Source organism: Candidatus Cardinium hertigii, assembly GCF_050864915.1.
In the GTDB taxonomy this organism is placed as follows: domain Bacteria; phylum Bacteroidota; class Bacteroidia; order Cytophagales; family Amoebophilaceae; genus Cardinium; species Cardinium hertigii_D.
This window is the reverse complement of sequence record NZ_JBOZWY010000002.1, coordinates 158,715-185,255: the sequence shown is the minus strand read 5'-3', so window position 1 is coordinate 185,255 and position 26,541 is coordinate 158,715. Positions and strand designations below refer to the sequence as shown.

Genomic DNA, 26,541 nt, shown 5'->3' with positions numbered 1-26,541 from the left:
TTAATAAATAATTATATGTTATTTTAGGGCCTACTATTTATTTTGTGCTGGGAAGTAAGATAGTGTGCAATGACCATAACTAAGCCATTCATCAACATACAAGGAACGTGACCAGTACTTGTACCGACTATAGAGACCATCCATTTCCGCCAAGCCAACATAGACAGTAAGCCAGTAACCATGCCTATTAAAACAAGAAAGGGCGAAGAAGTACGAAACCCTAAAACAGCTAAAATAAATGGGGCGATTATTACTGGCACATAGAAACGCGCATACCACATAAGGATTCGGGATAAGATGGATATAGGACAGTTAAAAGCTAACACCATAGTAAGTAGCCCTAGCACAAACAGCCCTAGACGGGCCACTTTAACTTGGTGCAAGTGTATAAATTTTCTGAAACAACCTATACTTTTTGGTATATCATAAGCCAGCATAATACTAGCCACATGTAATCTAGAATCAACTGTGGACATAGCGAAAGATAACATAATCATACAAACGACTCCTTTTAAAGGAGACGAAGCCTTAGAGAGAAAATGATCCCAAATAACTCTAGAAGGTACATCGGGAAAGGAGACAAAAACCAATAGACCAACTACCATGATAGATGCCATAACAACAGTAAAGAAAACACCCGCATATAAGCATGTCTTTCTCGCTTGAGCGGGACGCGCACACATGTATACATATTGCACAAGAAAGGGCCCTATACTAGAAACCAAATTAGCGAGGTAATCAAGTATAGTTTGTACTTTTCTATCAGAGGGTATAATATTAGATAGCCCGAATTGTTTTTGCGCTTTAACAAAATCAATGATTTCAATCATTGTCTTACCGGACTTTTTAAAGACGCACCAAACTAGCACAACCGTAAGGATAGAAAAAACGATACATTGCCATACATCTGTAAAGGCAATCGCACGTGCACCGCCAAACATAGCATAAATCACCATAAGGGTTGTAATAAGCATTGTAATAGCCAATGGGTTAGCTAAAGGTATAAATAGGCCAACAGTGTCACGTATAATACGAATTTGTAAGGAAACTATAATGATCGTATTACATACTTCAAACAAAGCAGTAATGAATCTTGCGTAAGGACCATATACACTAGCCATAGACTCTGGCATCGATAGGTGATATATAAACTTGTGCATACGACCTCCTAACCAACTTAATACCAATAAGGGAAAAAGTGCAATCGTTATTCTATAAACTATATACGAGACGCCTTTATAAGCATAGGTGATGCCATGACGTAGTAGTCCTGCTGCACAAGAACAGGCTACGATAGTAGCTACTATCGTAGCGGTAGAAAATTGTCTATGGCCAACGGCATGCTCCCGAAAGTTGGTAGCCTTTTTAGTCAAAAAACAAAGAAATATTACTAAAGTAGATAGTAAAAAGATTACCAGTAGAAGTAATAAAAGATCAACTGGCATAATGGAAATAATCTAGTCAGATTGGGTTAACCCAATCTTTAAGGTTTCGATAACTGGTACACAATATGCCCACGCGAACTTGAAGAAGAAGTAGAAGGAGAAACAGCATTAGAGAAAGAACGCATCCTACTTGCAAAGAATGTGTTGATTTCTGACTCTGTTATACCTACTGCACGAAGGACTACTTCAATGTGACGTTCTCCCTCATTCAATTTCTGATCGCTGTCTAAAGGAAATTTAGATTCATTCTGATTACTTTTAATTCTTTCTGCTATGATACAAGCCTCACATTGATTAGATGAAAAATATTTTTCGTATAGATGAAGAGGACCCTGTTTATTTCGTGATGGGTGGTATTGATTTACTAAATCTTGCAGTTTATTAGCATTTTCTTGGTTCATAAGGTCTTTAAAAATACTAGATAATGGCCTACCTGTGTAGCTAGAAAGATTCAGTCTAATCAACTTATGGGTATAAGATATCAAAGCGTCAAATACCCCTGAAGCGCCATAGTTTATAGCTGCGCACATAGGTGTCTCTCCTTTGTTATTTTTGCGCATCAGCTCACTATCAATATTACAAGATTGCGTTTGTATATTTTTTAGAAGATCACGTGTTTTATCACATATGTTTACGCTAGATCTATTATCCTCCCAGGTATTAAGCAGCAAACAATCATCGTCTTCAAAAGAAGCTGGACCAGAAAAAGCTGGATGAAAAGAAGTTCGATCAAAAGCAGTTAGATCAATAAAAATTGGATGTGTTATGAAAGTTTCATTTGGAATGGATGAAATTTCATCAAGAATATTTTTAAGCGCTTCCTTAGTTAACAGCAAAGGCTTCATTTTATCTAATAAGAGCTTCATAATTCTTGCTGCGTCCATACATTTTTCCCGGCTGTGGTCACCTGCTGCTACATGTAGACAGGTATTTCCGTCTGCATTTGTTTGACATAAATGCATAAATGCATGACCGTTAAAATGCTTCGATAACAAGGATTCTACTTTTCCTAAATGACTATCTTTTATTGCTTTAAAAAGTTGTTTTGTGAAATGATTTAGACATGCATCTGCGTTTTCTATATTATTGCTGGGCGTATTATCCACACTTGCGGTTATACCATACCTGTTCCCTAGCTTACTACACCCCCCAAGCAAATAACAAGCGATATATATTGATAATGTAAGCCTAAAAAGCTTAGTATAAAATTTTAGCTTCATAAAAAAAGGCAAAGAAAGCTATTATACAATTTATTATCAAAATTAGCAAATATCTCCATTCGAGATTAGGTACGATTTGTTTCAATCGTTGCAACCGTGAAAAGTCAAAAGTATCCAAATATTGCGTCGTAAAGTGCCCTTGCTGAAAGGCTTCATCTTCTAACAAAGCATGGCATAATGGAAATAATCTAGTCAGATTGGGTTAACCCAATCTTTGACGTTTCGATAACTGGTACAAAAGATGTCCACGCGAACTTGAAGAAGAAGTAGAAGCAGCATAAGCAGGAATCCTCGATAGTGTACTGCCCGAAGTTAGTTCATCTTTAAAAGATATCCCTATTGCATGAATCAGTGTCAGCGTATCGATACTTTCTAAACTGTTTCCCTCTGATAGACGTTGGAGTGCATTTGCTACTTGGTAAGCTTTACAGCTAGAGCGTTCAATAATATGTCCATAGCGCCCAAGACTAGTATCGCATTTTTGGTATTCATTTATTAATATTTTAGCATTATTATCTCGTTGTAGAACCATAATTAAGTCCTTTTTTGACTTACTTATATGACTAGTAAGATCCAGTCCAACAAATCTATGGGTATAGTCTAACAAATACTTAAGTAAGCCTGGACTTCCTATTTTCATGGCTATCCACAAAGGTGTTTCTCCATTAGCATTCTTGCAAAGAAGCATACTATCAGTATTACAACTATACCTATAACGTTGCTCTTGTATACGGTCTAAACGATTTTTCATTGCTGTCCTAGGACATTTATTCCAGTCCTTATACTCAATCTTCCAAAAAGGACTTTGTTCAAAAAAATCTGACTTTGTCATATCGTAAGAAAGAGATAAAGATAAGACTTTTGAATCGTTTGGCAGGTTTTTACCAATAATGTCCCCAAGATTGTTCTTGCCTAATAGCAAAGGGTGCATTTTATGTAATAAAAGCTTTATAATCTCTTCTGCTTTTTTACTTTTAGATGGGTCGTGTTGACCTGCTGCTAGATGTAGACAAGTATTACCGTTGGCATCTGTTTGACATAAATTCATAAATGCATCATCCTCAAAATGATGATTTAACAATAATTCTACTGTATGCACTTCACTATTTTCTATTGCCCTAAAAAGTTCTTTAGTGAAATCACCCAAACCTGAGTTTGATACTTCTCTATTATTGCTATATGCATTATCTCCCTCCTTCATACCATACCTGCTACCTAGTTTACTACAACCCCCAAGCAAAAAAAAAGCAATATATATTGACAATGTGAGCCTAAAAGGCTTTGTATAAAATTTTAGCTTCATAAAAAAGAGTAAAGAAATGTATCATACAATTTATTATCAAATTTAGCAAATAACTCCACGCTAGATTAGATACGATTTATTCCAATCGTTGCAAGCGTGAAAAGTCAAAAGTATCCAAATATTGCGTCGTAAAGTGCCCTTGCTGAAAGGCTTCATCTTCTAACAAAGCACGGTGAAAAGGTATATTGGTTTGAATGCCCTCTATAACCAGCTCTTCCAAGCTACGCTTCATTTTGGCGATGGCATCCACTCTAGTATCGGCATGGACAATAAGTTTTGCAATCATGGAATCATAGTAAGGGGGCACTACGTAACCGGCATAAATATGGCTTGCAATGGTTATACCCAGCCCGCCGGGAAAATGCATATGGGTAATTTTTCCAGGAGATGGGCGGAAGCCGTTAAAGGGATCTTCTGCATTAATACGGAGCTCTATGGCATGACCTTTCGGATAAAGGTTGGATCTATCCAGTGATTGGCCAGCGGCTACTTCGATTTGTGTTTTTAGTAAATTAAAACCGGTAACCGCTTCTGTAACAAGGTATTCTACTTGAATACGGGTATTCATTTCCATAAAGTAAAAGTTTTGATACTTGTCCACTAGAAACTCCATAGTACCAACGCCTTCATACCCTATAGCCGATACACCTTTTATAGCCGCATCGGTTATTTTTCCCCTTAATGCTTCGGTAACAAAGGGAGAAGGAGACTCTTCGACCAGCTTTTGATGTCTACGCTGAATGGAACAATCCCGTTCAGATAGATGCACGACGTTACCATATTGATCCGCAACAATTTGTATTTCAATATGGCGTGGTTCTTCTATATATTTTTCCAAATAAAGCCCCTCTTTACCAAAAGAGGCAGCGGCCTCTTGCCTGGCCTCTACCCATTTTTGCTGAAATTGTTCTGGCGCATCAACCAACTTAATACCTTTCCCTCCCCCTCCTGCGGTTGCTTTTAGCAATACAGGAAATCCTATTTCATGCGCCAAACGAATACCTTCTTCAACCGATGTGAGCAAACCATTGGAACCAGGAATAGTAGGCACACCAGCAGCCTGCATGGTTACTTTTGCTGTAGACTTATCACCCATTTTAGCAATCGCGCTATCGGAAGGTCCTATAAATTTAATACCATATTCTCCGCAAATAGCTGCAAAGGTAGCATGCTCAGATAAAAAACCATAACCTGGATGAATGGCATCGGCATTGGTTACTTCGGCAGCGGCAATAATGGATGGAATAGAGAGATAAGATAGGTGGCTTGCAGGTGGGCCAATACAGACTGATTCATCTGCAAAACGGACATGCAAACTATCTTTATCTGCAGTAGAATGTACGGCAACGGTTTTAATGCCCATTTCTTTGCAAACCCGAATAATGCTTAAAGCAATTTCCCCACGATTGGCAATCAATATTTTTTGAAACATAGCATATCAAGCTGGTTAAATAAAGAAGGAATTAGCTATTTATCCGGTTACTGGCTCTACTAAAAAAAGAGCTTGATCGTATTCTACAGGAGAGACATCATCCACTAAGATTTGAATGATTTTGCCACTAACCTCTGACTCTATTTCATTATAGAGCTTCATGGCTTCTATAATGCAGAGCTTGGTCCCCTTTACAACCAGATCTCCTTCTTTTACAAAAGGAGTTTCTTCGGGACTCGGTGATCGGTAAAAAGTACCAATCATTGGAGATTTAATGGTTATATAATTGGCGGCAAGTTTGTTTTCTTGAACGGTTGGAGCCGCTTGGGTAGGAAAGGAAAGTGGGGGGACACTGGAAGAAAGAGATGCAACCGGTTGGGGGATGGCATTACTCCTTTTAACATGGATTTTAATGGCTTCTGTTTCAATATGCACCTCTTCTAACCCTGATTGGGTAATAAAGTCAATTAGTTCTTGAATTTCTGTAGTTTTCATACTTACTTTTTCTGTTCGTTTACACGCTCCATATAAAGGCCTGTACGGGTATCTATTTTTATAAGGTCTTCATTGTTAATAAATAGAGGCACCCTAATCTCTGCGCCTGTTTCTAGGGTAGCTGGCTTTAATGTTTTCGTAGCGGTATCCCCTCTAAGACCCGGCTCTGTATAGGTAATCCGCAATACCACAGATGGAGGCAATGCACACTTTAATACCTGATGTGCATCATCATGGTAAACAATTTCCACATGCTGCCCTTCTTTTAAGAATTGGGGGGTATGGATGAAGGATGGGGCAATGGTGAGTTGCTCAAAAGTCTCGGTATGCATAAAGGTATAACCTGAAGCATCCTTATAAAGAAATTGGTAGGGCCTACGCTCAATTCGTGCGATATGGATTTTTACACCTGCATTAAACGTATGATCAATTTGCCTTTCTTTTGTTAAACTTTTTAGTTTGGTTCTAACAAAAGCAGCACCTTTTCCTGGCTTGACGTGTTGAAATTCCACAACGGTATAAATATCATTGTTTAATACCATACAAAGACCATTTTTAATATCACTTGTGTTTGCCATAATATTTTGTTTTAAACCTATTGGTATCCTTATAAGAGTTTTACTTTACTATATAGCAACAAACTTGCTTCAATAGGTTACAAACCGTCATATCCCCAGACTATATACATGGCACCCCAAGTAAAACCTCCTCCAAAAACGGTTACAATCAACTTATCCCCTTTTTTAAGTTTTTGTTCGTAATCCCATAAACAAAGGGGAATGGTTGCAGCAGTTGTATTGCCATACTTATGAATATTCAACATAACTTTTTCCATAGGAATGGCTACACGATCGGCTACAAGTTTCAAGATGCGTTGATTGGCTTGATGTGGAACGAGATAGGTAATATCTGCTGGGGTAAGCTTATGACGGGCCATCATTTCTATAACTACTTCTGACATAGCGGTAACAGCGGCCTTAAATACCGTTTGTCCATCTTGGTAAATATAATGTGCGTTGGCTGCTACGGTTTCATGTGAAGCAGGTAATTTACTACCGCCTGCTTTTTGATAAAGAAAATTTTGACCGATGCCATCTGTTTTACAGATGCTATCTACAATCCCACAACCACTCTCTGGAGGATGGGTTGTTACTAGTACGGCACCTGCACCATCGCCAAAAAGAATACAAGTAGCTCTATCTGCATAATTGGTAATGGAAGACATTTTATCTGCCCCTACGACAACCACTTTTTTAGCTCTACCTGAAGCAATAAACTGAGCAGCTGTATCTAGCCCATAAAGGAAACCAGAACAAGCGGCTTGTAGATCATAACTAAAAGCACGGGTAGCCCCCACTGCATGGGCAATAATATTAGCGGTAGCAGGCGTGATCATATCTGGGGTAATGGTAGCACATATAAGAAGGTCTACTGTTTCAGGATCGGTCTCTGTTTTCTGTAGCAAATCTTTTACGGCTTGTATGGCCATTACTGAGGTACCTAGTCCTTCTCCCTTTAAGATCCTCCTTTCTTGAATACCGGTTCTAGTGGTGATCCACTCGTCATTGGTATTTACCATCTCCTGCAAGGCACTATTGGTCAATACATCATCTGGGACATAGCCGGATACGCCTGCAATAGCAGCACGATTTATTGTTTTCATTTATTGAACAAATTGGGGTAATTGTTTTATAGACTTTGCCCAAATCAGTAATCGTATAGGGGACAACGCAAGCATCTATTAAAGCAAAGAGATTATTCAGGCGTTGCACGATGCATTACCACCCTTCCCTTATAATACATTTTACCTTCATGCCAAAAGGCACGATGTGGTGTATGTACTACACCAGTAACGGGACAAACCACTAGCGCAGGCATGGCAAGTTTAACATGTGTCCTTCTTTTATCTCTTCTAGAAGCCGATGATCTTTTCTTTGGATGTGCCATGTTTTTAGAATTTTTTATTTAAAAGTTTGTACAAGGAAATAAAGCTAGTTATGCAGGTTATCCTTGCTAGGACATAACAGAATGGTAAATTTACGAATAATTTTATCAGTTAGAAAATTATTATAGGAATGGCATACAGCACGATTACATACAGCTGATTTTTTGAGATAAATATATAGCAAGCATAGCGGCTATACCATAAAAAAAGAATCGGTAACGTTAGGATGATATGGCTATTACCTAGAAAGGTGGTTGTTAGTTAGTTAGTTAGTTTTAGTTACCATTTTTGAAATAAGGAAACAACAAATGCGTGGGGATCAAAAACCCTTAAGTCATCCACTTTTTCCCCTACACCAATATATTTAATTGGAATGGAAAACTGATCTGCTATACCCAGCACCATCCCTCCTTTAGATGTGCCATCTAATTTGGTAACCACGATACCGGTTACTGTTACAGCCGCTGTAAAAGCTTCTGCTTGTAGAAAAGCATTTTGTCCATTTGTACCATCCAACACCAACCAGACCTCTTGTGGAGCACCTGGAAGACATTTTTGAATGGTTCGCTTAATTTTAGCTAGTTCATTGATAAGATGTACTTTGGTATGTAATCGGCCAGCCGTATCTATAATGACTACATCTATATCATTGCGTATACCCTGCTGCACCGTCTCATGTGCCACTGAGGAGGGGTCTGATTGCATGGGACGTGCTACTACTACTGCACCTACACGATTGCCCCAAATCATCAGTTGTTCCATAGCAGCTGCACGAAAAGTATCTGCAGCGCCTAGTATAACTTTTTTCCCTTGGCCAATAAACTGTGCAGCTAGTTTGCCAATAGTAGTAGTTTTACCTACACCATTTACCCCCACCACCAGTATGACATGGGGACGAACAGGTCGAGTCATGGGCATAGCATCTTCCTTCGAGCTAGGAAAACTATGTAAAAGTTGCTCCGTCTCAGATTGTAAAATCTGGTCTAGTTCACTTGTAGTAAGATATTTATCCCGTGCTACACGCTGCTCTATAGCATTTATAATTTTAAGGGTAGTGGGTACGCCAACATCTGAACCAATTAACAATTCTTCCAATCTATCCAATACATCACTGTCAATTGTAGCCCTTCCAGCGACAATCTTAGAGAGTTTACTCCAAAAAGAATGACGTGTTTTAGTCAGTTTTTCTGCTAAGTGTGTTTTAGGGATGGCTGGCTTAGAAAAAAAATTGAAAATACCCATAGCAAGAACTTATTTTTTTATCTATATAAAACCATTTATATAGATCTACTATTGAATTCGGAAATATATACAGATAAAAGGGGGTTATCTTACAACTGTTTTAACTTTTATGCTATGGCTTTTTATTCACAGAACTCAGGTTAAAAATTTAGAAAATGGCTTTACGTAATCTACATTGATCGCTTATTGGATTGCCGCTGTTAAATGGTTGGATGTTCCATAACAAATGTGATAGCAAAACTAGAAACAGACTACCACCCAAACCATAAAGAAGATAGGGAATGGCTATATTTTGCTAGATACCATCTCTTTTACTAATTCAGAAGGCACAATCCTGCTGCGAAAAGTATAAGCACCTGTTTTTGTTGATTTTCTTACTTGAATCAACTTAGTTAACTTAAGCGTATCTCCTTTAGAAAGGGTGGCCACTACTTTCTTTGCCATAATATATTATAATGCTTACTTGATTTCTTTATGAAGTGTATGACGCCTCAATATAGGATTATATTTTTTTAACTCCATTCGTGCAGTAGTCGTCGTTCTGTTTTTTTCCGTACAGTAACGGGATATGCCAGGAACACCACTGCTTTTCTGCGCTGTACACTCTAAAATTACCTGGACCCTACCGCCTTTTTTCTTTGCCATTTTACTTTGCTACTTTTTTATCAAGTTTCACTTGCTTTCCATTTATACCAGCCAATGGTATTGCTTGGATAAAGTTCCTTTCTGTTTCGCTTCCTTTAATACTGCATGAATGCCTTTCTTATTGATGGTACGGATGACAGAAGTGCAAACCTTCAATGGAATCCATATATTTTCTTCCGGAATATAAAAACGCTTATTTTGCAAATTTGGATAAAACCACCTTTTGGTTTTATTGTTTGCATGGGATACATTATTCCCTACAATGGGTTTTTTACCTGTTATATCACAAATTCTTGCCATTTTCTATATGATTTAATACAGCTACAAATATAGTATAACTTGGCACATTATTCAAACCCTTTAGCAATTAAAGCTAGATAGGAATAAAAAGTCTATTGCAACGGTCTCAATATGTTTATTTTTTCTTAAATTAATGGAGGTATATCATCTTTGATGATTTGGTTTATTAACTTAAAGGATAAATAAAATCATTATAAATGAAGAAAAACCCTACATTTGATCATCTTTTTATGTCATTGGCCATTCAATTGGCTAAACGTTCACACTGTGTTAAAAAAAAAGTAGGCGTTGTCTTAACAAAAGAGAGCCGTATTATTTCTACAGGATACAATGGCACTCCACCGGGTACCCATAATTGCGATGAAATATGGCCGAAAACAGGCTGCACTAGAAGTATAAAAGGAGGATGTGCTTTATCTATCCATGCAGAACAAAATGCTATTCTTTATGCATTAACCAATCATATAAATATAAAAAATGGTGTGCTGTATACGACACTCTCGCCCTGTCTACCTTGTGCCCGTATAATATTTAGTGTAGGTATTAAAAGAGTGGTATACAAAGATTCTTATGCAGCTTATAAAAACTTAGATTATGAAGAGGGATTACAGTTTTTAACTGAGTTCGGTATCATAGCAGAAGCATATCACCCATATAAAGCCATAGATCCTTTACCCATTACATAAGTCCAATGCCCCTCATACACGAAGATGCCTTCTTTATGGAAGCAGCCCTAAAAGAGGCTACGCATGCGGCTACAATTGGAGAAGTGCCCATTGGCGCGGTAATCGTAGCCGAACATCAAATTATTGCACGTGCCCATAACCAAGTAGAACAACTTAAAGATCCAACCGCTCATGCAGAACTGTTGGCGATTACAGCTGCTGCCCATTACTTCAATAGCAAATATCTTCCGAATTGTACACTATATGTTACGCTAGAACCCTGTATGATGTGTGGTGGCGCACTTTACTGGTCTCAAATAAAACGACTTGTTTTTGGCGCCAGTGACCCTAAAAGAGGCTACCAAAGCTGCTCTAACACTATCCTACACCCCAGAACCGAAATACACCAAAATGTTTTAGCACAAGAAAGCAATGAATTACTGATTTGTTTTTTTAAAAAGCTAAGAAACACTATATTGTAGCGGATAGAACTAATTATTATAATTTAGACGCTTATGATTTTTACACTTCCTTCTTTGCCTTACGCCTACAATGGATTAGAACCTTATATAGATGTCCAAACCATGGAGATCCACCATACCAAACATCATGGAACTTATGTAGATACACTTAATCAAGCAGTGGCCGGTACCGCAATAGCTACCGCAGAAGGAACTGAAATATCAGTATTAATCCATCTGTTAAAGGATATAAGTGCCTACCATACTACTGTACGGAATAACGCTGGTGGCCATTTTAACCATCTGCTTTTTTGGAATAGCCTCACACCGCATGCTTCCCCAAATTCTGGAGCAAACTTACTAGACAAGATAAAAAAATCATTTGGCAGCTTCGAAAAATTCCAAGAAAGCTTTTCAACAGCAGCTGCTACCCACTTTGGTGCTGGATGGACCTGGTTAACGGTAGCCAAGAAGGACGGCAGTTTATTTATTTCTACAACTGATAAGCAAGATAATCCACTTATGAATACCCTTCCTATTCAAGAACAAGGTATCCCTATTTTAGGACTAGATCTATGGGAACATGCCTACTACCTAAGCTACCAAAACAGACGCTCAGCCTATATAAAGGCTTTTTGGAAAATGGTTCACTGGAAAGTTGTTGAGGATAGGTACATAGAAGCTACAAAGTAAAAAGTTGTATCATTTTTGTTGTAGATCGACTTATAGCTTTAAGCTCGCGCGCAATTTATTCTCTTTAACTGTAACCATTATTCAAAGCTGTTTTGCTGTATTTCAATGCTTTTTTAAATTTTCATCTTCATTCAGAAAAAAATAGCAGTTCAATTTAAATCAGATTATGAAACAAAGAGAAAAAAAATTTGTACAACACAATGTCCCACAGTCTATTTTTATATTGGCTATATTGGTAATACTGGGGTTGCTTTTCTATTACAACAAAGAAAAAAGTGTAATTTCCATTTCTGAGAAACGTTTTGAAGAAATGATGCTGAACCAAGAGGTTAAATCTGTTACTTTAATCACCAATCAGCACCTAGTGGAAGTGGTACCCAAAGAAGACGCATTGCGCAAACCGCGTTATCAACAAGAATTAGCAGGACGAGCTGCTTGGAAAAACAGCAGCCGATTGGTCTACACTTTTCGAATACCGAATTTTGAGATTTTTGATAAAAAATTTGGAGCGATAGAAGCAAAAATAGATCCTGAAGCTAGAATAGGTTACAACTGCCAAGAACGTTCAGAGCCTACTAGTTTTATCAACTGGTCCTTTTTATTGACCCTATTTGTTATTTACTGGTTTTTTATTCGTAAGCCAGGCAGTGGTATGACAGGTCCTGGTACACAGCTTTTTAATATGAATACATTAAAAGCAACAATCTTCGATAAAAACAATCAGTTAAAAGTTACTTTCCAAGATGTAGCTGGCATGAAAGAGGCAAAAGAAGAGGTAAAAGAAGTAGTAGACTTTTTGAAAACGCCTGATAAATTTACGCTTCTTGGTGGAAAAATCCCGAAAGGTGTATTGCTAGTAGGTCCTCCAGGAACTGGTAAAACCTTGCTCGCCAAAGCGGTAGCTGGTGAAGCTGGTGTCCCTGTTATTTGTCTTTCTGGATCAGATTTTGTCGAAATGTTTGTGGGTATAGGTGCAGCACGTGTTCGTGACCTATTTAAAAAAGCAAAGGAAAAAGCACCATGTATTATTTTTATCGATGAAATCGATGCAGTAGGTAGGACACGTGGCAAAGCAAATATGCCAGGAGTGAATGATGAACGTGAAAATACTTTGAACTCGCTCTTAGTAGAAATGGATGGAGTATCAACCAATTCTGGGGTGATTGTAATAGCTGCTACGAATAGACCAGAAGTACTAGATCCTGCACTGCTGCGGCCAGGAAGATTTGATCGGCAGGTCAGTATAGAAAACCCAGATATATTAGATAGGGAGGCGATTATACGATGCCATAGCAAAAGACTAAAGCTGGAAAGGCATATACGGATTAAACAACTTGCCGAACAAACACCTGGATTCTCCGGAGCGGATCTCTCTAACATGTGTAATGAGGCAGCTTTAATAGCAGCTAGAAAAAGTAGAAAATTTGTAACAATAAGCGACTTTCATGCAGCTATAGATCGAATTATTGGTGGGTTAGAGAAAAAAAACAAGCTCATTTCTCCAGAAGAAAAAAAAATAGTAGCCTACCACGAAGCAGGTCATGCCATTGCTGGATGGTTTTTAGAACATGCACATCCACTGGTGAAAGTAAGTATTGTACCACGTGGTATAGCGGCATTAGGCTATGCGCAGTATTTACCGAAAGAGCAATTTATCTATCAAGAAAATCAATTATTAGATGAATTGGCCATGGCGCTCGGAGGAAGGGCAGCTGAGGAGCTTATTTTTGGAAAAATTTCAACAGGTGCGTTAAATGATTTGGAACGTACTACTAAATTGGCCTATAGCATGGTTACAGTTTATGGAATGAACGCTAAAGTAGGTCACCTCTCTTTTCACAACTCCAAACAATCAGATTATACTTTTACAAAGCCTTACTCAGAAAAAACAGCTTATACCATAGATGAGGAGGTAAAAGCGATCATAGATGCTGCATATGAACGGGTGAAAACGTTGCTCAAAGAAAAGATGGATCAATTGACGCTTTTGGCTGAGGCTTTATTGGTAAGAGAAACTATATTTAAGTCAGATTTAGAGCGTTTGATAGGTAAACGCTTTGTGAAAGAAGTAAAAAATATACCTACTGAAGATGCGTTAACACCTCAAGTATCACTCGCAGAATCAGATGATGACCAAGCAATGCTCCCTTTGCCCAATGACCTAGAGCAGGTATAAACTAGGATTTGTTTTGTAGCCTTTCATCAAACTATAAAGGTAAATTTTGGATTAGACAATAAAAACAAGCTTCTTTTCTGCTTTAAATTTGGGAATATAGTGGACTAAAAAATTATAGCTTCTATAAAACTTAAATTTTTAATGCCTCTTGGGCTGCCCTTTCCAATGCTTCTACTACGTCGTTATCTAAATATTTTTTCGCTAAACAAATATCTACTGTAAGGGTCTCTTTAGCCATATTGGATATCTGAATTTTATGGGTATAACCATAGGCTTGTCGTAAGTCATAAAGTCGCTCAGCTAATTTAATACAAAGTATAAAAAGCTGGTCTTGGTTAACTATTTTTTTACGTTGATTATCTATACATAGTACAGATGGCTCTAGATCTTTTCGGTTCTCTATGGAAATAATAGATTGGACAAAAGAAAAAATAGCTAGGCTATAATTAGCCTTAATATAAGAAATAGGCAAATCGGTATAAACAACTAAATCATATAACAAAGCAGCATAGATTGGTTCAGCTTTATAATTTACCCAATCTGTTACCAAACGTGCAATGCCTACTGCACGGACATAGAACAATTTTCCTGATGCATGTCTTCTAAAAGCATAACAACGCCTTAGCAGTAGAAATATTTCATCCATTACACCTATACGAATATTACACATCTTGCAAGCGTAGTCATTGAATTTCATTAATACTTCCATAGAAGTATCTATTTCACTTTTGTTTACATAACTATTGGAAGGAACCAAATTGGTAAGCATTCCATCCTGAACAACCCTTACATTATAAGGCAATACCAGTAGAGTAGTTTTTTGTTTAGAAGTGGAAGGTTGTAGATAACCATAATGGGCACGAATGTTCCGTTCTATTGGCTCTTTTTGTACATTTATTCGTTCTGAACTTGACTGGTTAAGAGCTCCTATTAGTTCTATCCCTTCAGTAATATCGTGATAATAGCTCTTAATGGAAGGAATTTTGGATAGAGGCGTATCGGCAGTGCTCACTACTAAGGCTATGGCTGGAAAGGATATTTCTGGAGGTTTTTGTTTTTTAATGGGGCAATATTTATAGTATTTTAGTCGAGTGGTATGTAGTTGAATACGTATAGATGTACTTTGCTTTAGGTGAGTAATACGTAAAACAACAGTTTCTAATAAATCTATTACCTGGCTAACATCACATACAATTTTAGCACTCATATCAATATGTTCTGCCGATATAATCAATCCTGGTGCAGATTCCACCGAACCATTTAACCTAATTTCTAATTCTTGAATCAATTCGTTTAGAGAAATTTCAGTAGGCAATAATGGTAGATGAACTTTAGATTTAGTATGCTCTTTTAAAAAGATAGACCAAGCGATAAATTTATTTACAATAATGTTAAAATCTTCCTTATATAGGGCGTCATCTTCTAAAAATAAAGGAGATTCCATCACTATTTCTACTATTTTATCTAAAAAACTGCTATCTCTTTTTGAATAAGGCTTCTTAGCACGCATGTGCAGGTTATGGATCATTTGTTTTAGCTTTAATTTATAATTTTTCTTTGCTTCTAGCTTTTTTTTGTCTTTTAAGCAGTGACTATGTGCGCTGTAATCAGCTATTTGGACTTTACAATAAATAATCATAGTAAAAACCAGTATACTAAACCCGAATAGAACCACCATATCATCCGTTAATTCGATCAAATTGTCTACAAAACACGATATATAAACGATGGCTGATAATGTAACCGCTAGAGCAATCATTCCTAAAGACAAAGGAAATACAAATAAGGCTACAGACAAATGTGCTAAAGATAACTTTAATAGAAATAAATAATCAGTGACATGCCACCAATGCCAAACTACATTTATGGGAAGACAAAACATTACACCAATTAGCCAAGATCGAGTAATTTCCCAAGATGGGGCTTGGCTATGGGAAACAACTGAATAACCTATGAGCCAAATACCTGCTGCAATTTGCAGTATATACCAGTATGCAAGACCTTGACCTACGTAACTTAATGCTGCAGTAGTAATTATAACATAACAGCCAGTATAGCCTATAACAGTATTATATCCTTGTAGTTTCACTAACTTCTTTTTCACATAAGAAGTATCTAGTAAGCAAAAAAGGCCGATTATGAATATGAGCAGCGAAACTTGAAATGACAACATTAAAAAAATAACAAAAATTAGATGATACATCTGTAAAAACCCGCTATATATATGCAATCAAAGCGAATAATAGATTTGTATCTATTCATCTGGTAAATATGCAGAAAAATAATAATTATTTGATTATCGATAAAAATTTATTACACTTTCTATGCAATAAACCTTTATGAGGCCAACAGACATGGTTATGACTTCCTATCTATTATTTGACTTAAAAAAAGTGAATGGTTATACATTTATTTTATTATCTTTTCAAATATCATTCCCTGAAACTTCTAAAGAATTATTTGTAAAAACTTCTAAAGAATTATTTGTAAATTGTAATGTTTTTAATTCGAAACTTGTATATCAAAGTTATTCAGCCTAGAACAATGGTACGAATAGATACTATAAAGCTATTTTTATACATTAGAAAAAGTTTTATATGCTAAGTTTTAATTTATTTTAATGGTTTCATGCAACTTAACTTTGCTAAGTACCAAGCTGCCGGAAATGATTTCATCATCATTGATAATTTTCAAGATCAGTATTATACATATAGTCCTGTTGTAACCAAGCAACTCTGTCATCGGCAATTTGGTATTGGTGCAGATGGTATTATTTCCATTGAAAAAAAAGCAGGTTATGATTTTGCGCTACTACACTACAATGCAGATGGCAGCCAAGGTGATGGGCTGTGTGGCAATGGCAGTCGGTCGGCTCTTCACTACGCACAAGTGCTAGGCATCATAGATCAAAAAGCGCATTTTACTGCTATAGATGGTGCACACATAGGTTATATACGTAATCAGCTGGTTGATTTAACCTTACAAGATGTAACCTCGATTCAACCGCTAGCTAGCGGTTATTTCTTAAACAATGGAACCCGTCATTATGTAGAAATGGTCGATGTGGTTGAGCGAATTGATATGGAAGCAGTTGGTTTTCCAAAACGCAATATGTACCCATTTGAAAAAGAAGGAGTTAATATCAACTTTGCGCAATTGGTTGAACCAGATGCGATACGAATTCGAACATGTGAATGTGGATTAGACTCAGAACCATTGTCCTGTGGTACAGGAGCTGTCGCCAGTGCATTGGTTTCCAGTGCCTATTATGGCTTAAATAGTCCTGTAAAAGTAAGCACTAAAGGTGGTAAACTGCAAGTAACCTTTACACGCCTACCAGATGGTCGTTTTATCGATATTCATTTAGTTGGACCTGTTTATCAAACTTTTTATGGAACGGTTCATCCAACTAGCCTACCACCTATTATGGCATATAATCTACTATAGTTATCTTATGTTTATTTGATCCCATAAATAAAATGATTCATTTTCAAAAATTTACTTTATCCAATGGCTTACAAGTTATTGTGCATGAAGATGCAACTACGCATATTGCAGTAATGAATCTCATGTATGATGTAGGGTCTAGAGATGAACATCCTTTAAAAACAGGTTTTGCCCATTTATTTGAACATCTAATGTTTGGTGGATCTTCTAACATTCCTACGTATGATACCCCCTTACAGAAAGTAGGCGGTGACAACAATGCATACACAACCACAGATGTAACCAATTATTATTGCGCCCTACCTGCTGTTAACTTAGAAACAGCTTTTTGGCTTGAATCTGACCGAATGCTTGGACTCGCATTTAACGAAAAGTCACTCGAGGTACAACGAAAAGTAGTAGTAGAAGAGTTTAAAGAGCGTTATCTAAACCAACCCTATGGTGATGCATGGCACCATTTAACCAACATGGCCTATACAACACATTCCTACAAATGGCCTACTATTGGCCAATCATTAAGCCACATAGAAAATGCGACTATGGAGGACGTTAAAGCCTTTTTTTACAAATTTTATAGACCCAATAATGCTATTTTGGTAGTTGCAGGCAAAGTGACCCAACAACAAGTAGCAGCTTTATGCAAAAAATGGTTTGAACCCATTCCTGCTGCCCCTCCTTATCATAGATTGTTGCCGCAAGAACCAGATCAACTACAACCTAGGAGAAAGGTAGTGCAGGGTGATGTTCCCTTCCCTGTTTTGTATAAAGCCTACCATATGCCAGGAAAAGGTATGGCTGGTTACTATGCAGCAGCAGTATTATGCAATCTACTCAGTGAAGGGAAGTCTGCTTTGCTACATGCCAACTTGGTAGAAAAACAAACCCTTTATACCAAAATAAATGTGTATACTACTGAATCATTAGACCCTGGTCTATTGGTCATTAGCGGAAGTTTGGTATCAAAAGTTGCATTCGAAGAAGCAGAAAGTGCTTTAATAACCGTATTGCAGCAAATCAAAGCTACTACCCCTGTTGCATTAGAAAAAGCAAAAAATCAGATAGAGGCACAACTCGTTTTTGGTCAAGTAAATCTAGTAGATCGTGCACAAGAATTGGCCATAGCTACTTTGCAAGGTGATACCAACCTAGTAAACAATCATATTGATTATATTCGACAGGTTGATTTAGCAACCATTCAAGCAATTGCTGAAACGATTTTACAAGAGCACAATTGTACTACGCTCCATTACCAAACCATGACCCAATCTTAAAATAATATGTTTCAGAGTCTTAGTGCCAATCTAGAAAGAGCGATTAAGTCCTTAAAAGGACAAGGTCGTATTACAGAAATAAACATTGCTGCTACTATAAAAGAAATCCGTAGAAGCTTGGTCCAAGCAGACGTCCATTACAAAGTAGCCAAGCAAGTCACAGATGCTATTAAGCAAAAAGCAATTGGAACCAATGTGCTTACATCTGTTTCACCAGGTCAGCTCTTTACAAAACTGGTCCAAGATGCTTTAACAGATTTAATGGGAGGCATACATACTGAAGTTCGCCTCACTGGCCATCCAGCGGTTATACTTGTAGCCGGACTGCAAGGGGCTGGTAAAACAACCTTAGTAGGTAAGTTGGGGCATTACTACCAAAAGAAAAATAAAAGCCCCCTCTTAGTGGCTTGCGACCTCTATAGACCTGCAGCAGTTGAGCAACTGGAAACATTAGGCGCGCAGCTTAATATAAACGTTTATACAGAACCATTAGAACAAAAACCGTATACGGTTGCCCAAAATGCTATTAAAGAAGCCAAAAGTAAAGCACTTGATCTCGTGATTGTAGATACCGCAGGTCGTTTGACTACTGATGAAGAGATGATGCAAGAGATCTGTATGCTTAAAGAACGCTTAACCCCTTCTGAAACACTTTTTGTAGTAGACGCTATGGCCGGTCAAGATGCTGTTACCACTGCACAGGCTTTTAATGAAAAGCTTAACTTTGATGGAGTAGTACTGACCAAATTAGATGGAGATGCCCGTGGAGGTGCTGCACTATCTATTCGTAGTGTAGTACATAAACCTATTAAGTTTATCAGTACAGGTGAAAAAATGCAAGATTTAGATCTTTTTCATCCAGATCGTATGGCCAGTCGTATTCTGGGCATGGGTGATGTTATCTCCTTTGTAGAGCGTGCAGAAGCAGTGTATAATGAAACACAACAGCGTAGTTTGCAGCAAAAGATAAAAACCAATCAGTTTAATTTAGAAGATTTAGATAAACAAATTCAAAAAATTGAAAAAATAGGAAGTATCAAAGAAATGGTTGCCATGTTACCTGGTCTAGGAAAGGCGATGCCAGCTCTACCTTTAGAGGATGACCTATTTAAAAATTGCAAGGTAATCATAGCCTCTATGACTGTTAAAGAAAGAAGAAATCCGCATATTATTGATCAAAGTCGTCGTGAACGTATTGCACGTGGTAGCGGAAAAACAATCCAAGAGGTCAATCAATTGCTCAAACAGTTTGATGTAATCTGTAAAATGATGAAAAAAGTACATAAAAAAGGATCGAATTTATTGGGTAGCTTGCCATCTTTGCTTAAGAAAAGAAGCGCATCATAAAGCTTATTTTTCTATCTATTTTTTAAAAGAACTAGTCCATACAGTAATGGATTACACCCAGTTTAAATTTGCCAATGAACGACTTTATAACTAAATTTACTTTAGTTAGGCTGAGTTTAAATTTATTACAATAACATTATGAAGTTAACCAACCAAAATAAAGAAAACAAAGAAGATATTTTGAAGACTTTTACCTTCGATAACTCAGGCAAAAGCCATCTTTTTAGAACTTTTGGATTTAAAAAATCTGAACAAGACAGTGGTTCTTCAGAGTCACAGATTGCACTATTTACATATAGAATTAAACACTTAACAGATCATCTAAGTGTTAAAAAGAAAGATCATGCTGCAAAGTTAGGTCTTTTGAAATTAGTAGGTAAGCGAAAAAGATTATTAGCCTATCTTAAAAAAGAAGACCTAAGTCGCTATAGAGCTATTATTAACAGCCTTGGCTTAAGAAAGTAGTTGCTTTTTTTACTATTTTCAGATATAGTTAGGTATAGTATTTGTTTATTTTTAAAATTTCTCCTATTTACATTTTTATTCATAAAATTCTGTAGGAAAAGCTTTGTGGTATATTTTCCCTGCGTTCTAATCCATTTGATGCCGTTGTATATTATCACTCCATTGTACCTATATGCTCAGAAAATTAATTTCAAAAACAATCAAGTTGCCAGATAATCGGGTGGTTACGATAGAAACGGGCAAATTAGCCATGCAATCCAACGGTTCTGTTGTGATCCGAATGGGTAATGCGCTGATTTTAGCTACTGTCGTAGCTAAAGCAGCTGCAGAAGAAGAATCCTATAATTTTTTACCCCTTTCTGTAGATTACCAGGAAAAATTTGCTGCTTCTGGTAAAATACCTGGAGGCTTTTTAAAACGGGAAGGTAGGCTAGGAGATCATGAAATTTTAATTGCTAGGTTGGTCGATCGTGCCATTCGTCCTCTTTTTCCAAAAAAAATTAACAGTGAAATTCAGGTAAATATATCGTTAATATCTGCTGATGAAAGCATTTTACCAGATGCACTTGCTGCTTTAGCAGCTTCTTCTGCCTTATCTGTTTCTTCTATTCCATTCAATGGGCCTATTTCAGAGGTACGTGTGGCCCGTATAGATGGTGTTTTTTTAATCAATCCACCACCTAGTTTACTTGAAAAAGCGGATATGAACCTTATGGTAGCCGCTACTAATGATAGTATACTTATGGTAGAGGGAGAAATGAATGAAGTGCAAGAAGCAGATATGATAGCGGCCATCCGTTTCGCCCATGATGCTATTAAGGTACATTGTCAAGTGCAGCTGGAGCTTATGGCAGCTGTTGGTATCGAAAAAAAAACAGATACGCTCAACGATCTACCCACTACCCTAGTCTGTGAACCTGCTTTACGTGAGGCCATTTACACTGATATTTATGCTGTTGCCAAACGACATATCCCTTCCAAAACTTTGCGTAAAGAAGCTTTTATGGCAGTAACACATCGTTACAGTTCCGCACTTGTACAGGATCAAAATGGTCAGGAAACATCTGTTAACCAGCAAAAAGAATTTCTACTTGAACTTCAAAATCAAGCTATTCGAGCACTTATTTTAAATGAAAGCATCCGTTTAGATGGTCGCCGATTAGATCAAATTAGATCGATCGAATCTGAAATAGATTACTTGCCATCTGCACATGGTTCTGCCCTCTTTACAAGAGGTGAAACACAATCCCTTACTACCGTTACGCTTGGCAGCAAGTTCGATGAGCAAATCATTGACAGAGCTATGGAAGATGGCTATCATCGTTTTATGCTCCATTATAATTTTCCTGGCTTCTCTACTGGAGAAGTTAAGCCGAACAGAGGGCCTTCTCGTCGGGAAATAGGTCATGGGAATCTAGCCATGCGTGCATTAAAAGCTGTTTTACCACCTGATAAAGAAAACTTGTATACCATACGTGTGGTATCAGATATTCTTGAATCAAACGGCTCTTCTTCTATGGCCACTGTTTGTGCCGGTTCTTTGGCCCTAATGGATGCAGGGATTCCTATTAAAGCAGCCGTTTCAGGGATTGCTATGGGAATGATTACAGACCCTGCTACAGGACGCTTTGCTGTTTTATCTGATATTCTCGGAGATGAAGATAGTATTGGTGATATGGATTTTAAGGTAGCAGGTACCCAACAAGGGATTACAGCATGCCAAATGGATATAAAAGTTGCTGGTATTTCCTATGAAATGCTAGAAAAAGCGCTCCATCAAGCTAAAGAAGGTAGGTTGTATATCCTGCAAAAAATGGAAGAAACCATAGCTATAGCTCGTCCAAATAGCAAGCCACATGCTCCTAAAATTGTTACTATAGAAGTTGAAAAAGAGATGATTGGTGCCATTATTGGACCAGGAGGTAAGGTCATACAAGAAATTCAAAAAGAGAGCTGTGCCAATATAGATATTGTTGAAAGAGGCTATAAAGGAATTGTTACTATATTTGCTCCAAATCAAGAAATGTTGCAAAAAGCAGTTGGTAAAATAAAGACCATTACTGCTAAGCCCTCTATTGGTGAAGTATACGTGGGTAAGGTTAAATCTGTGCTAAACTACGGTGCATTTGTAGAATTTATGCCTGGGAAAGATGGGTTTTTACATGTTTCAGAAGTTCGCTTAGAACGCATTGAAGATTTAGAAAAAGTATTGGAGATCGGAGAAGAGCTACAGGTAAAACTTATTGGTGTGGATCCTAAAACAGGTAAATATAGATTGTCACGTAAGGTATTGCTCTCTTCTGATGCGATAGCAGCTGGGGGGTAGTAAACGGCATGAATATAATTTTACATTTATTTAATTTAGTAAAGTATGAGACAACTAAAGATAAGTAAGCAAATTACAAATCGTGAAAGCCAGTCCTTAGATAAATATCTTCAGGAAATTGGTAGGGTTCCATTACTTAGTGCTGATGAAGAGGTTGAGCTTTCCAAGAAAATTAGAATGGGAGATAGGGCCGCTTTTGAAACACTGACTAAGGCCAATCTTCGATTTGTAGTTTCTGTGGCTAAGCAGTATCAAAATCAAGGATTATCTTTGAGTGATTTGATTAATGAAGGTAATCTTGGTTTAATTAAATCTGCTCAGCGTTTTGACGAAAAGAGAGGATTTAAGTTTATCTCTTATGCCGTTTGGTGGATTAGGCAATCTATATTGCAAGCGTTAGCTGAACAGGCTAGAATTGTACGTTTGCCATTGAATCGGATTAGCTCACTTAGTAAAATTTCTAGAACTTTTTCTCGTTTGGAGCAAAAGTATGAAAGAGAACCAACGGTTGAAGAATTGGCTGAGTTTTTAGAGATTGATCCAGAAGAAGTCCGTGGTGCTTTAAAAGTTGCAGGACGGCATATTTCTGTAGATGCCCCCTTTCTACAGGGTGAAGAAAACAGCTTATTAGATGTATTGGAAAGCGATGTAGAAAAAAAGCCAGATAGTGAATTAATCAATGATTCTTTGTGTAAAGAAATCCAACGTTCATTGGCTGTACTTACGCCTAGAGAACGTGATGTACTCTGCTATTATTTTGGTCTAAACAATACAGAAATACTGACCCTAGAAGAAATAGGTGCCCGTTTTGGCCTAACCCGAGAGCGTGTACGTCAAGTAAAAGAAAAAGGTATTAAAAAGCTAAAAGCTGCAGTTAGTAGCGAAACACTCAAGTGCTACCTAGGATGATGGCGTAAATATCCTTTAATCTATATCATATACACAACAAATGTCTCCTATACAACTGGTTATTATTGGAGGCGGTCCAGCTGGTTATACAGCTGCTATCTATGCTGCTCGAGCGGGGCTACATCCCATTCTATATCAAGGCCCTAACCCAGGTGGTCAATTAACGATCACAGGAGAGGTAGAGAATTATCCTGGCTATAGAAATGGTATAACCGGCCCTGCTATGATGGAAGATTTTAAAGCGCAAGCAGAACGATTTGGCACTGTAGTTAAAACGGGTACTATTACCAAAGTAGATTTTGCTACCTATCCACGCTGTTTAACACTAGATAGCGGTGCAAGTCTGTTGGCGCAATCTGTTATTATCGCTGCGGGTGCATCTGCAAAATGGCTGGGTTTACCTGCAGAAAAGCGGCTGTATGGCAAAGGTGTCTCTGCCTGTGCCATTTGTGATGGTTTCTTTTTTAGAGGTAAAACAGTTGTAGTAGTCGGTGGAGGAGATACCGCTGCAGAAGAATCCCTTTATTTAGCCAACCTTTGCCAAAAAGTACATTTATTAGTGCGTAAAGGGCAAATGCGCGCTAGTAAAATTATGCAGGAACGTATTTTTAAAAGACCTAATATTCAAGTTTCATTTCATACAGAAGTTAAAGATATAATAGGCCAAGAATCTATAGAAGCAGTAGAAATTTTCCAGACCCTATCTAGCACCATTTCCCTTATAGAGGCTACTGGTTTATTTGTTGCGATAGGGCATCAACCCAATACTTCTCCCTTTTTACCTTATATAGAGGTAGATCAACAAGGTTATATTCAAACAAAAAGAGGCACCACGCAAACCAATATTCCTGGCGTTTTTGCGGCTGGAGATATTCAAGATCCTTATTATAGACAAGCTGTCACAGCTGCTGGAACGGGGTGTATGGCTGCACTAGACGCGGAACGTTTTCTAAAGGAAACAAGTGAAGATTTTTTAAAAGAAATCAATTAATGTTCCTTTCGAAAAACACCTACGTACAATCATTATTTTGGTTGTTGCTTAGTATATTTACAAGTTGTTTGAATGATTTGCTAACCAAATTGCTCATTACAGAGCTATCTTCTTGTCAAGTTTGTTTCTTTCGTTTTATATTGGGTAGCTTGGTTCTAGTACCTATTATGTACTATAGGGGGAGATGTGCTTTTAAGACAGAACGTCTGCCCTTACATATTTTTCGTGGTCTATTTTTATCGATTGGAATGGGGCTATATGCCTATAGCCTGACCAAAATCACCATGAGTAGTGCAACCGTAATAGGATTTACCAATCCTATTTTTGTACTTATCTTAGCAAGAATTTTTCTTAAAGAAGTGGTGGCTTGGCCCATATGGATGGCTACCTTATGCACATGTCTAGGGATGGCCTTAATATTGCGTCCTACTACCTATAATAGTGCTGCTTTATCGTGCATCCTCGCAACTGTTTTTTTTGCTTCATTAGACATTATAAATAAAAAATATGTTGCATATGAGCCTATTCTTTCCATGCTTTTTTTCTCTAATTTGATAGCCTCTTGTTGTATGTTACCAGTAGCTTGTTACTATTGGAAAGCACCTACCTTATTGGAACTATCTTTTTTAAGTATACTCGGCATTGGTAGCAATCTAATTCTTTATTTTTTATTAAAAGCTTTTCAGCAATCAAAAGTAGCTTCCTTGGCACCTATGAAGTATACAGAATGGGTCCTTTCTATCTTATTGGGCTATCTTTTTTTTCAAGAGTGGCCCAGCTTAAGTGCTTTTTTAGGAGCAGCCATTATTGTTTCTTCTACTTGCTTTATCGTATACTACCAAAATCGCTAATCAAAGGTTCCTAGTCCCGAAAAGTTTTTGTAAGATTTATATTATTATTTTATATTGATAATCAAATTATATGGTCATTCGTATAAGCTATTTGATTATCTATGTTGTCTAATAAAAAATACCTAGAGGCAATCGTATCTCCAATGTGGATGATTGTTATCTTTTCCATAGCACATTTTTTAATTTTTTTTTATATTAATTCTGTTGGCTATTTTATTATAGCCATTATGTTACATGACATAACACAAACAGAAGATATAGTTCTGAAACAATTACAAGCATACCCAAAAGGTTGTGAAAGCTTTTAAAGTATCTTCTAGGTTGTATCGATTTGTGTTTTATACGGCAAGCTTCTATTTTTTAGAGGTTGCCATTGTAAACAACAAATAACCTAATGCAACATCAAGGTGCATATTTTTATTCAAAAGTAATACAATATTACTGAAAATGAATAAAAAAGTATATATTGTTTATCTTTTTTACTGCTACCTTAAAAAGTTATGATCATGCAGAATATTTTATTACAAAAACTTATCATATGCTATTTATCTGTTATGTTTTATATAACAGCTGTAGCGACTGGGTGCAAACGAAACCCCTCTAATCTAACCAATATCAATATAGTAACAGAACCTACAGCCGTACAAGCTGAAAAAGTAACAACAGGTGAAACTACATCTAATGCGCTTCCATCTGTTAAAAATCTTTCAGGTTCAGTTAGCCAAGAAGAAAAAAAGGAAGAAGAAGAGGAAGAAGGGGAGGAAAATATACAAGAGTTAGTAGAAGCAGAACAAGTGCTAGAAGAAGAAATAAAGCATCTAGAAAAAGAAGAGAAGAAAGAAAAAGAATACCTTGCAATGCCAACCGCTCCTCCATTCTCAGAAATGTCTTCATCTAAGGTGTAGTAGTTGA

The 26,541-nt window shown here is 37.2% G+C and carries 26 protein-coding genes; 13 read left to right on the top strand and 13 right to left on the bottom strand.

Annotated elements, in window-relative coordinates:
- Window positions 1-23: 23 nt before the first annotated feature.
- The 12 genes from ACRRVD_RS02010 to rpmB all read right to left on the bottom strand — a co-directional run bounded on the left by ACRRVD_RS02010 (window position 24) and on the right by rpmB (window position 10,027).
- Window positions 24-1,445 (bottom strand): sodium:solute symporter family protein, encoded by a 1,422-nt coding sequence (locus ACRRVD_RS02010; RefSeq protein WP_432461499.1) that lies wholly within the window; start codon window positions 1,443-1,445, stop codon window positions 24-26.
- Window positions 1,446-1,483: 38 nt separating this feature from the next.
- Complete coding sequence (locus ACRRVD_RS02005; RefSeq protein ID WP_432461498.1) at window positions 1,484-2,665, bottom strand: hypothetical protein; 1,182 nt, start codon at window positions 2,663-2,665, stop codon at window positions 1,484-1,486.
- Between the two features lie 202 nt (window positions 2,666-2,867).
- On the bottom strand, window positions 2,868-3,866 hold the full coding sequence (locus ACRRVD_RS02000) for a hypothetical protein (RefSeq protein WP_432461497.1): 999 nt from the start codon (window positions 3,864-3,866) through the stop codon (window positions 2,868-2,870).
- 178 nt (window positions 3,867-4,044) lie between these two features.
- Window positions 4,045-5,400, bottom strand: coding sequence for an acetyl-CoA carboxylase biotin carboxylase subunit (gene accC / locus ACRRVD_RS01995; RefSeq protein WP_432461496.1), 1,356 nt, complete (start codon window positions 5,398-5,400; stop codon window positions 4,045-4,047).
- Window positions 5,401-5,439: 39 nt separating this feature from the next.
- The gene (gene accB / locus ACRRVD_RS01990; RefSeq protein WP_432461495.1) at window positions 5,440-5,895 is read right to left on the bottom strand and encodes an acetyl-CoA carboxylase biotin carboxyl carrier protein; all 456 of its coding nucleotides are present in this window, start codon (window positions 5,893-5,895) and stop codon (window positions 5,440-5,442) included.
- Window positions 5,896-5,897: 2 nt separating this feature from the next.
- Window positions 5,898-6,473 (bottom strand): elongation factor P, encoded by a 576-nt coding sequence (gene efp / locus ACRRVD_RS01985; RefSeq protein ID WP_432461494.1) that lies wholly within the window; start codon window positions 6,471-6,473, stop codon window positions 5,898-5,900.
- Window positions 6,474-6,550: 77 nt separating this feature from the next.
- Window positions 6,551-7,558 carry a beta-ketoacyl-ACP synthase III gene (locus ACRRVD_RS01980; RefSeq protein WP_432461493.1) on the bottom strand — a complete coding sequence of 336 codons (1,008 nt, stop codon included), beginning with the start codon at window positions 7,556-7,558 and terminating at the stop codon, window positions 6,551-6,553.
- Window positions 7,559-7,650: 92 nt separating this feature from the next.
- Window positions 7,651-7,842, bottom strand: coding sequence for a 50S ribosomal protein L32 (gene rpmF / locus ACRRVD_RS01975; protein WP_432461492.1), 192 nt, complete (start codon window positions 7,840-7,842; stop codon window positions 7,651-7,653).
- Between the two features lie 277 nt (window positions 7,843-8,119).
- Window positions 8,120-9,082, bottom strand: a complete 963-nt coding sequence (gene ftsY / locus ACRRVD_RS01970) for a signal recognition particle-docking protein FtsY (protein WP_432461491.1) — start codon at window positions 9,080-9,082, stop codon at window positions 8,120-8,122.
- Window positions 9,083-9,367: 285 nt separating this feature from the next.
- Window positions 9,368-9,526, bottom strand: coding sequence for a DUF4295 domain-containing protein (locus ACRRVD_RS01965; protein ID WP_432461490.1), 159 nt, complete (start codon window positions 9,524-9,526; stop codon window positions 9,368-9,370).
- Between the two features lie 15 nt (window positions 9,527-9,541).
- On the bottom strand, window positions 9,542-9,727 hold the full coding sequence (rpmG, locus tag ACRRVD_RS01960) for a 50S ribosomal protein L33 (protein ID WP_432461489.1): 186 nt from the start codon (window positions 9,725-9,727) through the stop codon (window positions 9,542-9,544).
- Between the two features lie 42 nt (window positions 9,728-9,769).
- Entirely contained in the window at window positions 9,770-10,027 is a 258-nt protein-coding gene (gene rpmB / locus ACRRVD_RS01955; protein ID WP_034576936.1) for a 50S ribosomal protein L28, read from the bottom strand.
- A gap of 197 nt (window positions 10,028-10,224) precedes the next feature.
- Between rpmB and ACRRVD_RS01950 the strand changes: the two genes are divergently transcribed.
- From ACRRVD_RS01950 to ftsH, 4 genes are all read left to right on the top strand, one after another.
- Complete coding sequence (locus ACRRVD_RS01950) at window positions 10,225-10,713, top strand: deoxycytidylate deaminase (protein ID WP_432461488.1); 489 nt, start codon at window positions 10,225-10,227, stop codon at window positions 10,711-10,713.
- A 5-nt stretch (window positions 10,714-10,718) separates the two neighbouring features.
- Window positions 10,719-11,174 carry a nucleoside deaminase gene (locus ACRRVD_RS01945; protein WP_432461487.1) on the top strand — a complete coding sequence of 152 codons (456 nt, stop codon included), beginning with the start codon at window positions 10,719-10,721 and terminating at the stop codon, window positions 11,172-11,174.
- A gap of 33 nt (window positions 11,175-11,207) precedes the next feature.
- Complete coding sequence (locus ACRRVD_RS01940) at window positions 11,208-11,846, top strand: superoxide dismutase (protein ID WP_432461486.1); 639 nt, start codon at window positions 11,208-11,210, stop codon at window positions 11,844-11,846.
- Between the two features lie 166 nt (window positions 11,847-12,012).
- Window positions 12,013-14,022 carry an ATP-dependent zinc metalloprotease FtsH gene (gene ftsH / locus ACRRVD_RS01935; protein ID WP_432461485.1) on the top strand — a complete coding sequence of 670 codons (2,010 nt, stop codon included), beginning with the start codon at window positions 12,013-12,015 and terminating at the stop codon, window positions 14,020-14,022.
- Window positions 14,023-14,152: 130 nt separating this feature from the next.
- Here the strand turns inward: ftsH and ACRRVD_RS01930 are convergent, their stop codons facing one another.
- Entirely contained in the window at window positions 14,153-16,126 is a 1,974-nt protein-coding gene (locus tag ACRRVD_RS01930; protein ID WP_432461484.1) for an HD domain-containing protein, read from the bottom strand.
- A gap of 524 nt (window positions 16,127-16,650) precedes the next feature.
- On the opposite strand from ACRRVD_RS01930, the gene dapF reads away from it, so the two are divergent.
- The 9 genes from dapF to ACRRVD_RS01885 all read left to right on the top strand — a co-directional run bounded on the left by dapF (window position 16,651) and on the right by ACRRVD_RS01885 (window position 26,534).
- The gene (gene dapF, locus ACRRVD_RS01925; RefSeq protein ID WP_432461483.1) at window positions 16,651-17,469 is read left to right on the top strand and encodes a diaminopimelate epimerase; all 819 of its coding nucleotides are present in this window, start codon (window positions 16,651-16,653) and stop codon (window positions 17,467-17,469) included.
- A 32-nt stretch (window positions 17,470-17,501) separates the two neighbouring features.
- A complete protein-coding gene (locus tag ACRRVD_RS01920; RefSeq protein ID WP_432461482.1) occupies window positions 17,502-18,740 on the top strand; it encodes a M16 family metallopeptidase in 1,239 nt (412 codons plus the stop codon).
- 6 nt (window positions 18,741-18,746) lie between these two features.
- A complete protein-coding gene (gene ffh, locus ACRRVD_RS01915) occupies window positions 18,747-20,087 on the top strand; it encodes a signal recognition particle protein (protein ID WP_432461481.1) in 1,341 nt (446 codons plus the stop codon).
- A gap of 138 nt (window positions 20,088-20,225) precedes the next feature.
- Window positions 20,226-20,552, top strand: coding sequence for a 30S ribosomal protein S15 (gene rpsO / locus ACRRVD_RS01910; protein WP_432461480.1), 327 nt, complete (start codon window positions 20,226-20,228; stop codon window positions 20,550-20,552).
- Window positions 20,553-20,724: 172 nt separating this feature from the next.
- The gene (gene pnp, locus ACRRVD_RS01905; protein ID WP_432461479.1) at window positions 20,725-22,878 is read left to right on the top strand and encodes a polyribonucleotide nucleotidyltransferase; all 2,154 of its coding nucleotides are present in this window, start codon (window positions 20,725-20,727) and stop codon (window positions 22,876-22,878) included.
- A 45-nt stretch (window positions 22,879-22,923) separates the two neighbouring features.
- Window positions 22,924-23,787, top strand: coding sequence for a sigma-70 family RNA polymerase sigma factor (locus tag ACRRVD_RS01900; protein WP_432461478.1), 864 nt, complete (start codon window positions 22,924-22,926; stop codon window positions 23,785-23,787).
- Between the two features lie 40 nt (window positions 23,788-23,827).
- Entirely contained in the window at window positions 23,828-24,778 is a 951-nt protein-coding gene (gene trxB / locus ACRRVD_RS01895; RefSeq protein ID WP_432461477.1) for a thioredoxin-disulfide reductase, read from the top strand.
- Window positions 24,778-25,629, top strand: a complete 852-nt coding sequence (locus ACRRVD_RS01890; RefSeq protein ID WP_432461476.1) for a DMT family transporter — start codon at window positions 24,778-24,780, stop codon at window positions 25,627-25,629. The genes trxB and ACRRVD_RS01890 overlap by 1 nt, the downstream gene beginning before the upstream one ends.
- A gap of 554 nt (window positions 25,630-26,183) precedes the next feature.
- Window positions 26,184-26,534 carry a hypothetical protein gene (locus ACRRVD_RS01885; RefSeq protein WP_432461475.1) on the top strand — a complete coding sequence of 117 codons (351 nt, stop codon included), beginning with the start codon at window positions 26,184-26,186 and terminating at the stop codon, window positions 26,532-26,534.
- Window positions 26,535-26,541 lie beyond the last annotated feature (7 nt).

Excerpts from the sequence above, each read along its gene's own strand:
- ACRRVD_RS02010 (WP_432461499.1), bottom strand. The coding sequence starts at position 1,445 with ATGCCAGTTGATCTTTTATTACTTCTACTGGTAATCTTTTTACTATCT.
- ACRRVD_RS02005 (WP_432461498.1), bottom strand. The coding sequence starts at position 2,665 with ATGAAGCTAAAATTTTATACTAAGCTTTTTAGGCTTACATTATCAATA.
- ACRRVD_RS02000 (WP_432461497.1), bottom strand. The coding sequence starts at position 3,866 with ATGAAGGAGGGAGATAATGCATATAGCAATAATAGAGAAGTATCAAAC.
- accC (WP_432461496.1), bottom strand. The coding sequence starts at position 5,400 with ATGTTTCAAAAAATATTGATTGCCAATCGTGGGGAAATTGCTTTAAGC.
- accB (WP_432461495.1), bottom strand. The coding sequence starts at position 5,895 with ATGAAAACTACAGAAATTCAAGAACTAATTGACTTTATTACCCAATCA.
- efp (WP_432461494.1), bottom strand. The coding sequence starts at position 6,473 with ATGGCAAACACAAGTGATATTAAAAATGGTCTTTGTATGGTATTAAAC.
- ACRRVD_RS01980 (WP_432461493.1), bottom strand. The coding sequence starts at position 7,558 with ATGAAAACAATAAATCGTGCTGCTATTGCAGGCGTATCCGGCTATGTC.
- rpmF (WP_432461492.1), bottom strand. The coding sequence starts at position 7,842 with ATGGCACATCCAAAGAAAAGATCATCGGCTTCTAGAAGAGATAAAAGA.
- ftsY (WP_432461491.1), bottom strand. The coding sequence starts at position 9,082 with ATGGGTATTTTCAATTTTTTTTCTAAGCCAGCCATCCCTAAAACACAC.
- ACRRVD_RS01965 (WP_432461490.1), bottom strand. The coding sequence starts at position 9,526 with ATGGCAAAGAAAGTAGTGGCCACCCTTTCTAAAGGAGATACGCTTAAG.
- rpmG (WP_432461489.1), bottom strand. The coding sequence starts at position 9,727 with ATGGCAAAGAAAAAAGGCGGTAGGGTCCAGGTAATTTTAGAGTGTACA.
- rpmB (WP_034576936.1), bottom strand. The coding sequence starts at position 10,027 with ATGGCAAGAATTTGTGATATAACAGGTAAAAAACCCATTGTAGGGAAT.
- ACRRVD_RS01950 (WP_432461488.1), top strand. The coding sequence starts at position 10,225 with ATGAAGAAAAACCCTACATTTGATCATCTTTTTATGTCATTGGCCATT.
- ACRRVD_RS01945 (WP_432461487.1), top strand. The coding sequence starts at position 10,719 with ATGCCCCTCATACACGAAGATGCCTTCTTTATGGAAGCAGCCCTAAAA.
- ACRRVD_RS01940 (WP_432461486.1), top strand. The coding sequence starts at position 11,208 with ATGATTTTTACACTTCCTTCTTTGCCTTACGCCTACAATGGATTAGAA.
- ftsH (WP_432461485.1), top strand. The coding sequence starts at position 12,013 with ATGAAACAAAGAGAAAAAAAATTTGTACAACACAATGTCCCACAGTCT.
- dapF (WP_432461483.1), top strand. The coding sequence starts at position 16,651 with ATGCAACTTAACTTTGCTAAGTACCAAGCTGCCGGAAATGATTTCATC.
- ACRRVD_RS01920 (WP_432461482.1), top strand. The coding sequence starts at position 17,502 with ATGATTCATTTTCAAAAATTTACTTTATCCAATGGCTTACAAGTTATT.
- ffh (WP_432461481.1), top strand. The coding sequence starts at position 18,747 with ATGTTTCAGAGTCTTAGTGCCAATCTAGAAAGAGCGATTAAGTCCTTA.
- rpsO (WP_432461480.1), top strand. The coding sequence starts at position 20,226 with ATGAAGTTAACCAACCAAAATAAAGAAAACAAAGAAGATATTTTGAAG.
- pnp (WP_432461479.1), top strand. The coding sequence starts at position 20,725 with ATGCTCAGAAAATTAATTTCAAAAACAATCAAGTTGCCAGATAATCGG.
- ACRRVD_RS01900 (WP_432461478.1), top strand. The coding sequence starts at position 22,924 with ATGAGACAACTAAAGATAAGTAAGCAAATTACAAATCGTGAAAGCCAG.
- trxB (WP_432461477.1), top strand. The coding sequence starts at position 23,828 with ATGTCTCCTATACAACTGGTTATTATTGGAGGCGGTCCAGCTGGTTAT.
- ACRRVD_RS01890 (WP_432461476.1), top strand. The coding sequence starts at position 24,778 with ATGTTCCTTTCGAAAAACACCTACGTACAATCATTATTTTGGTTGTTG.
- ACRRVD_RS01885 (WP_432461475.1), top strand. The coding sequence starts at position 26,184 with ATGTTTTATATAACAGCTGTAGCGACTGGGTGCAAACGAAACCCCTCT.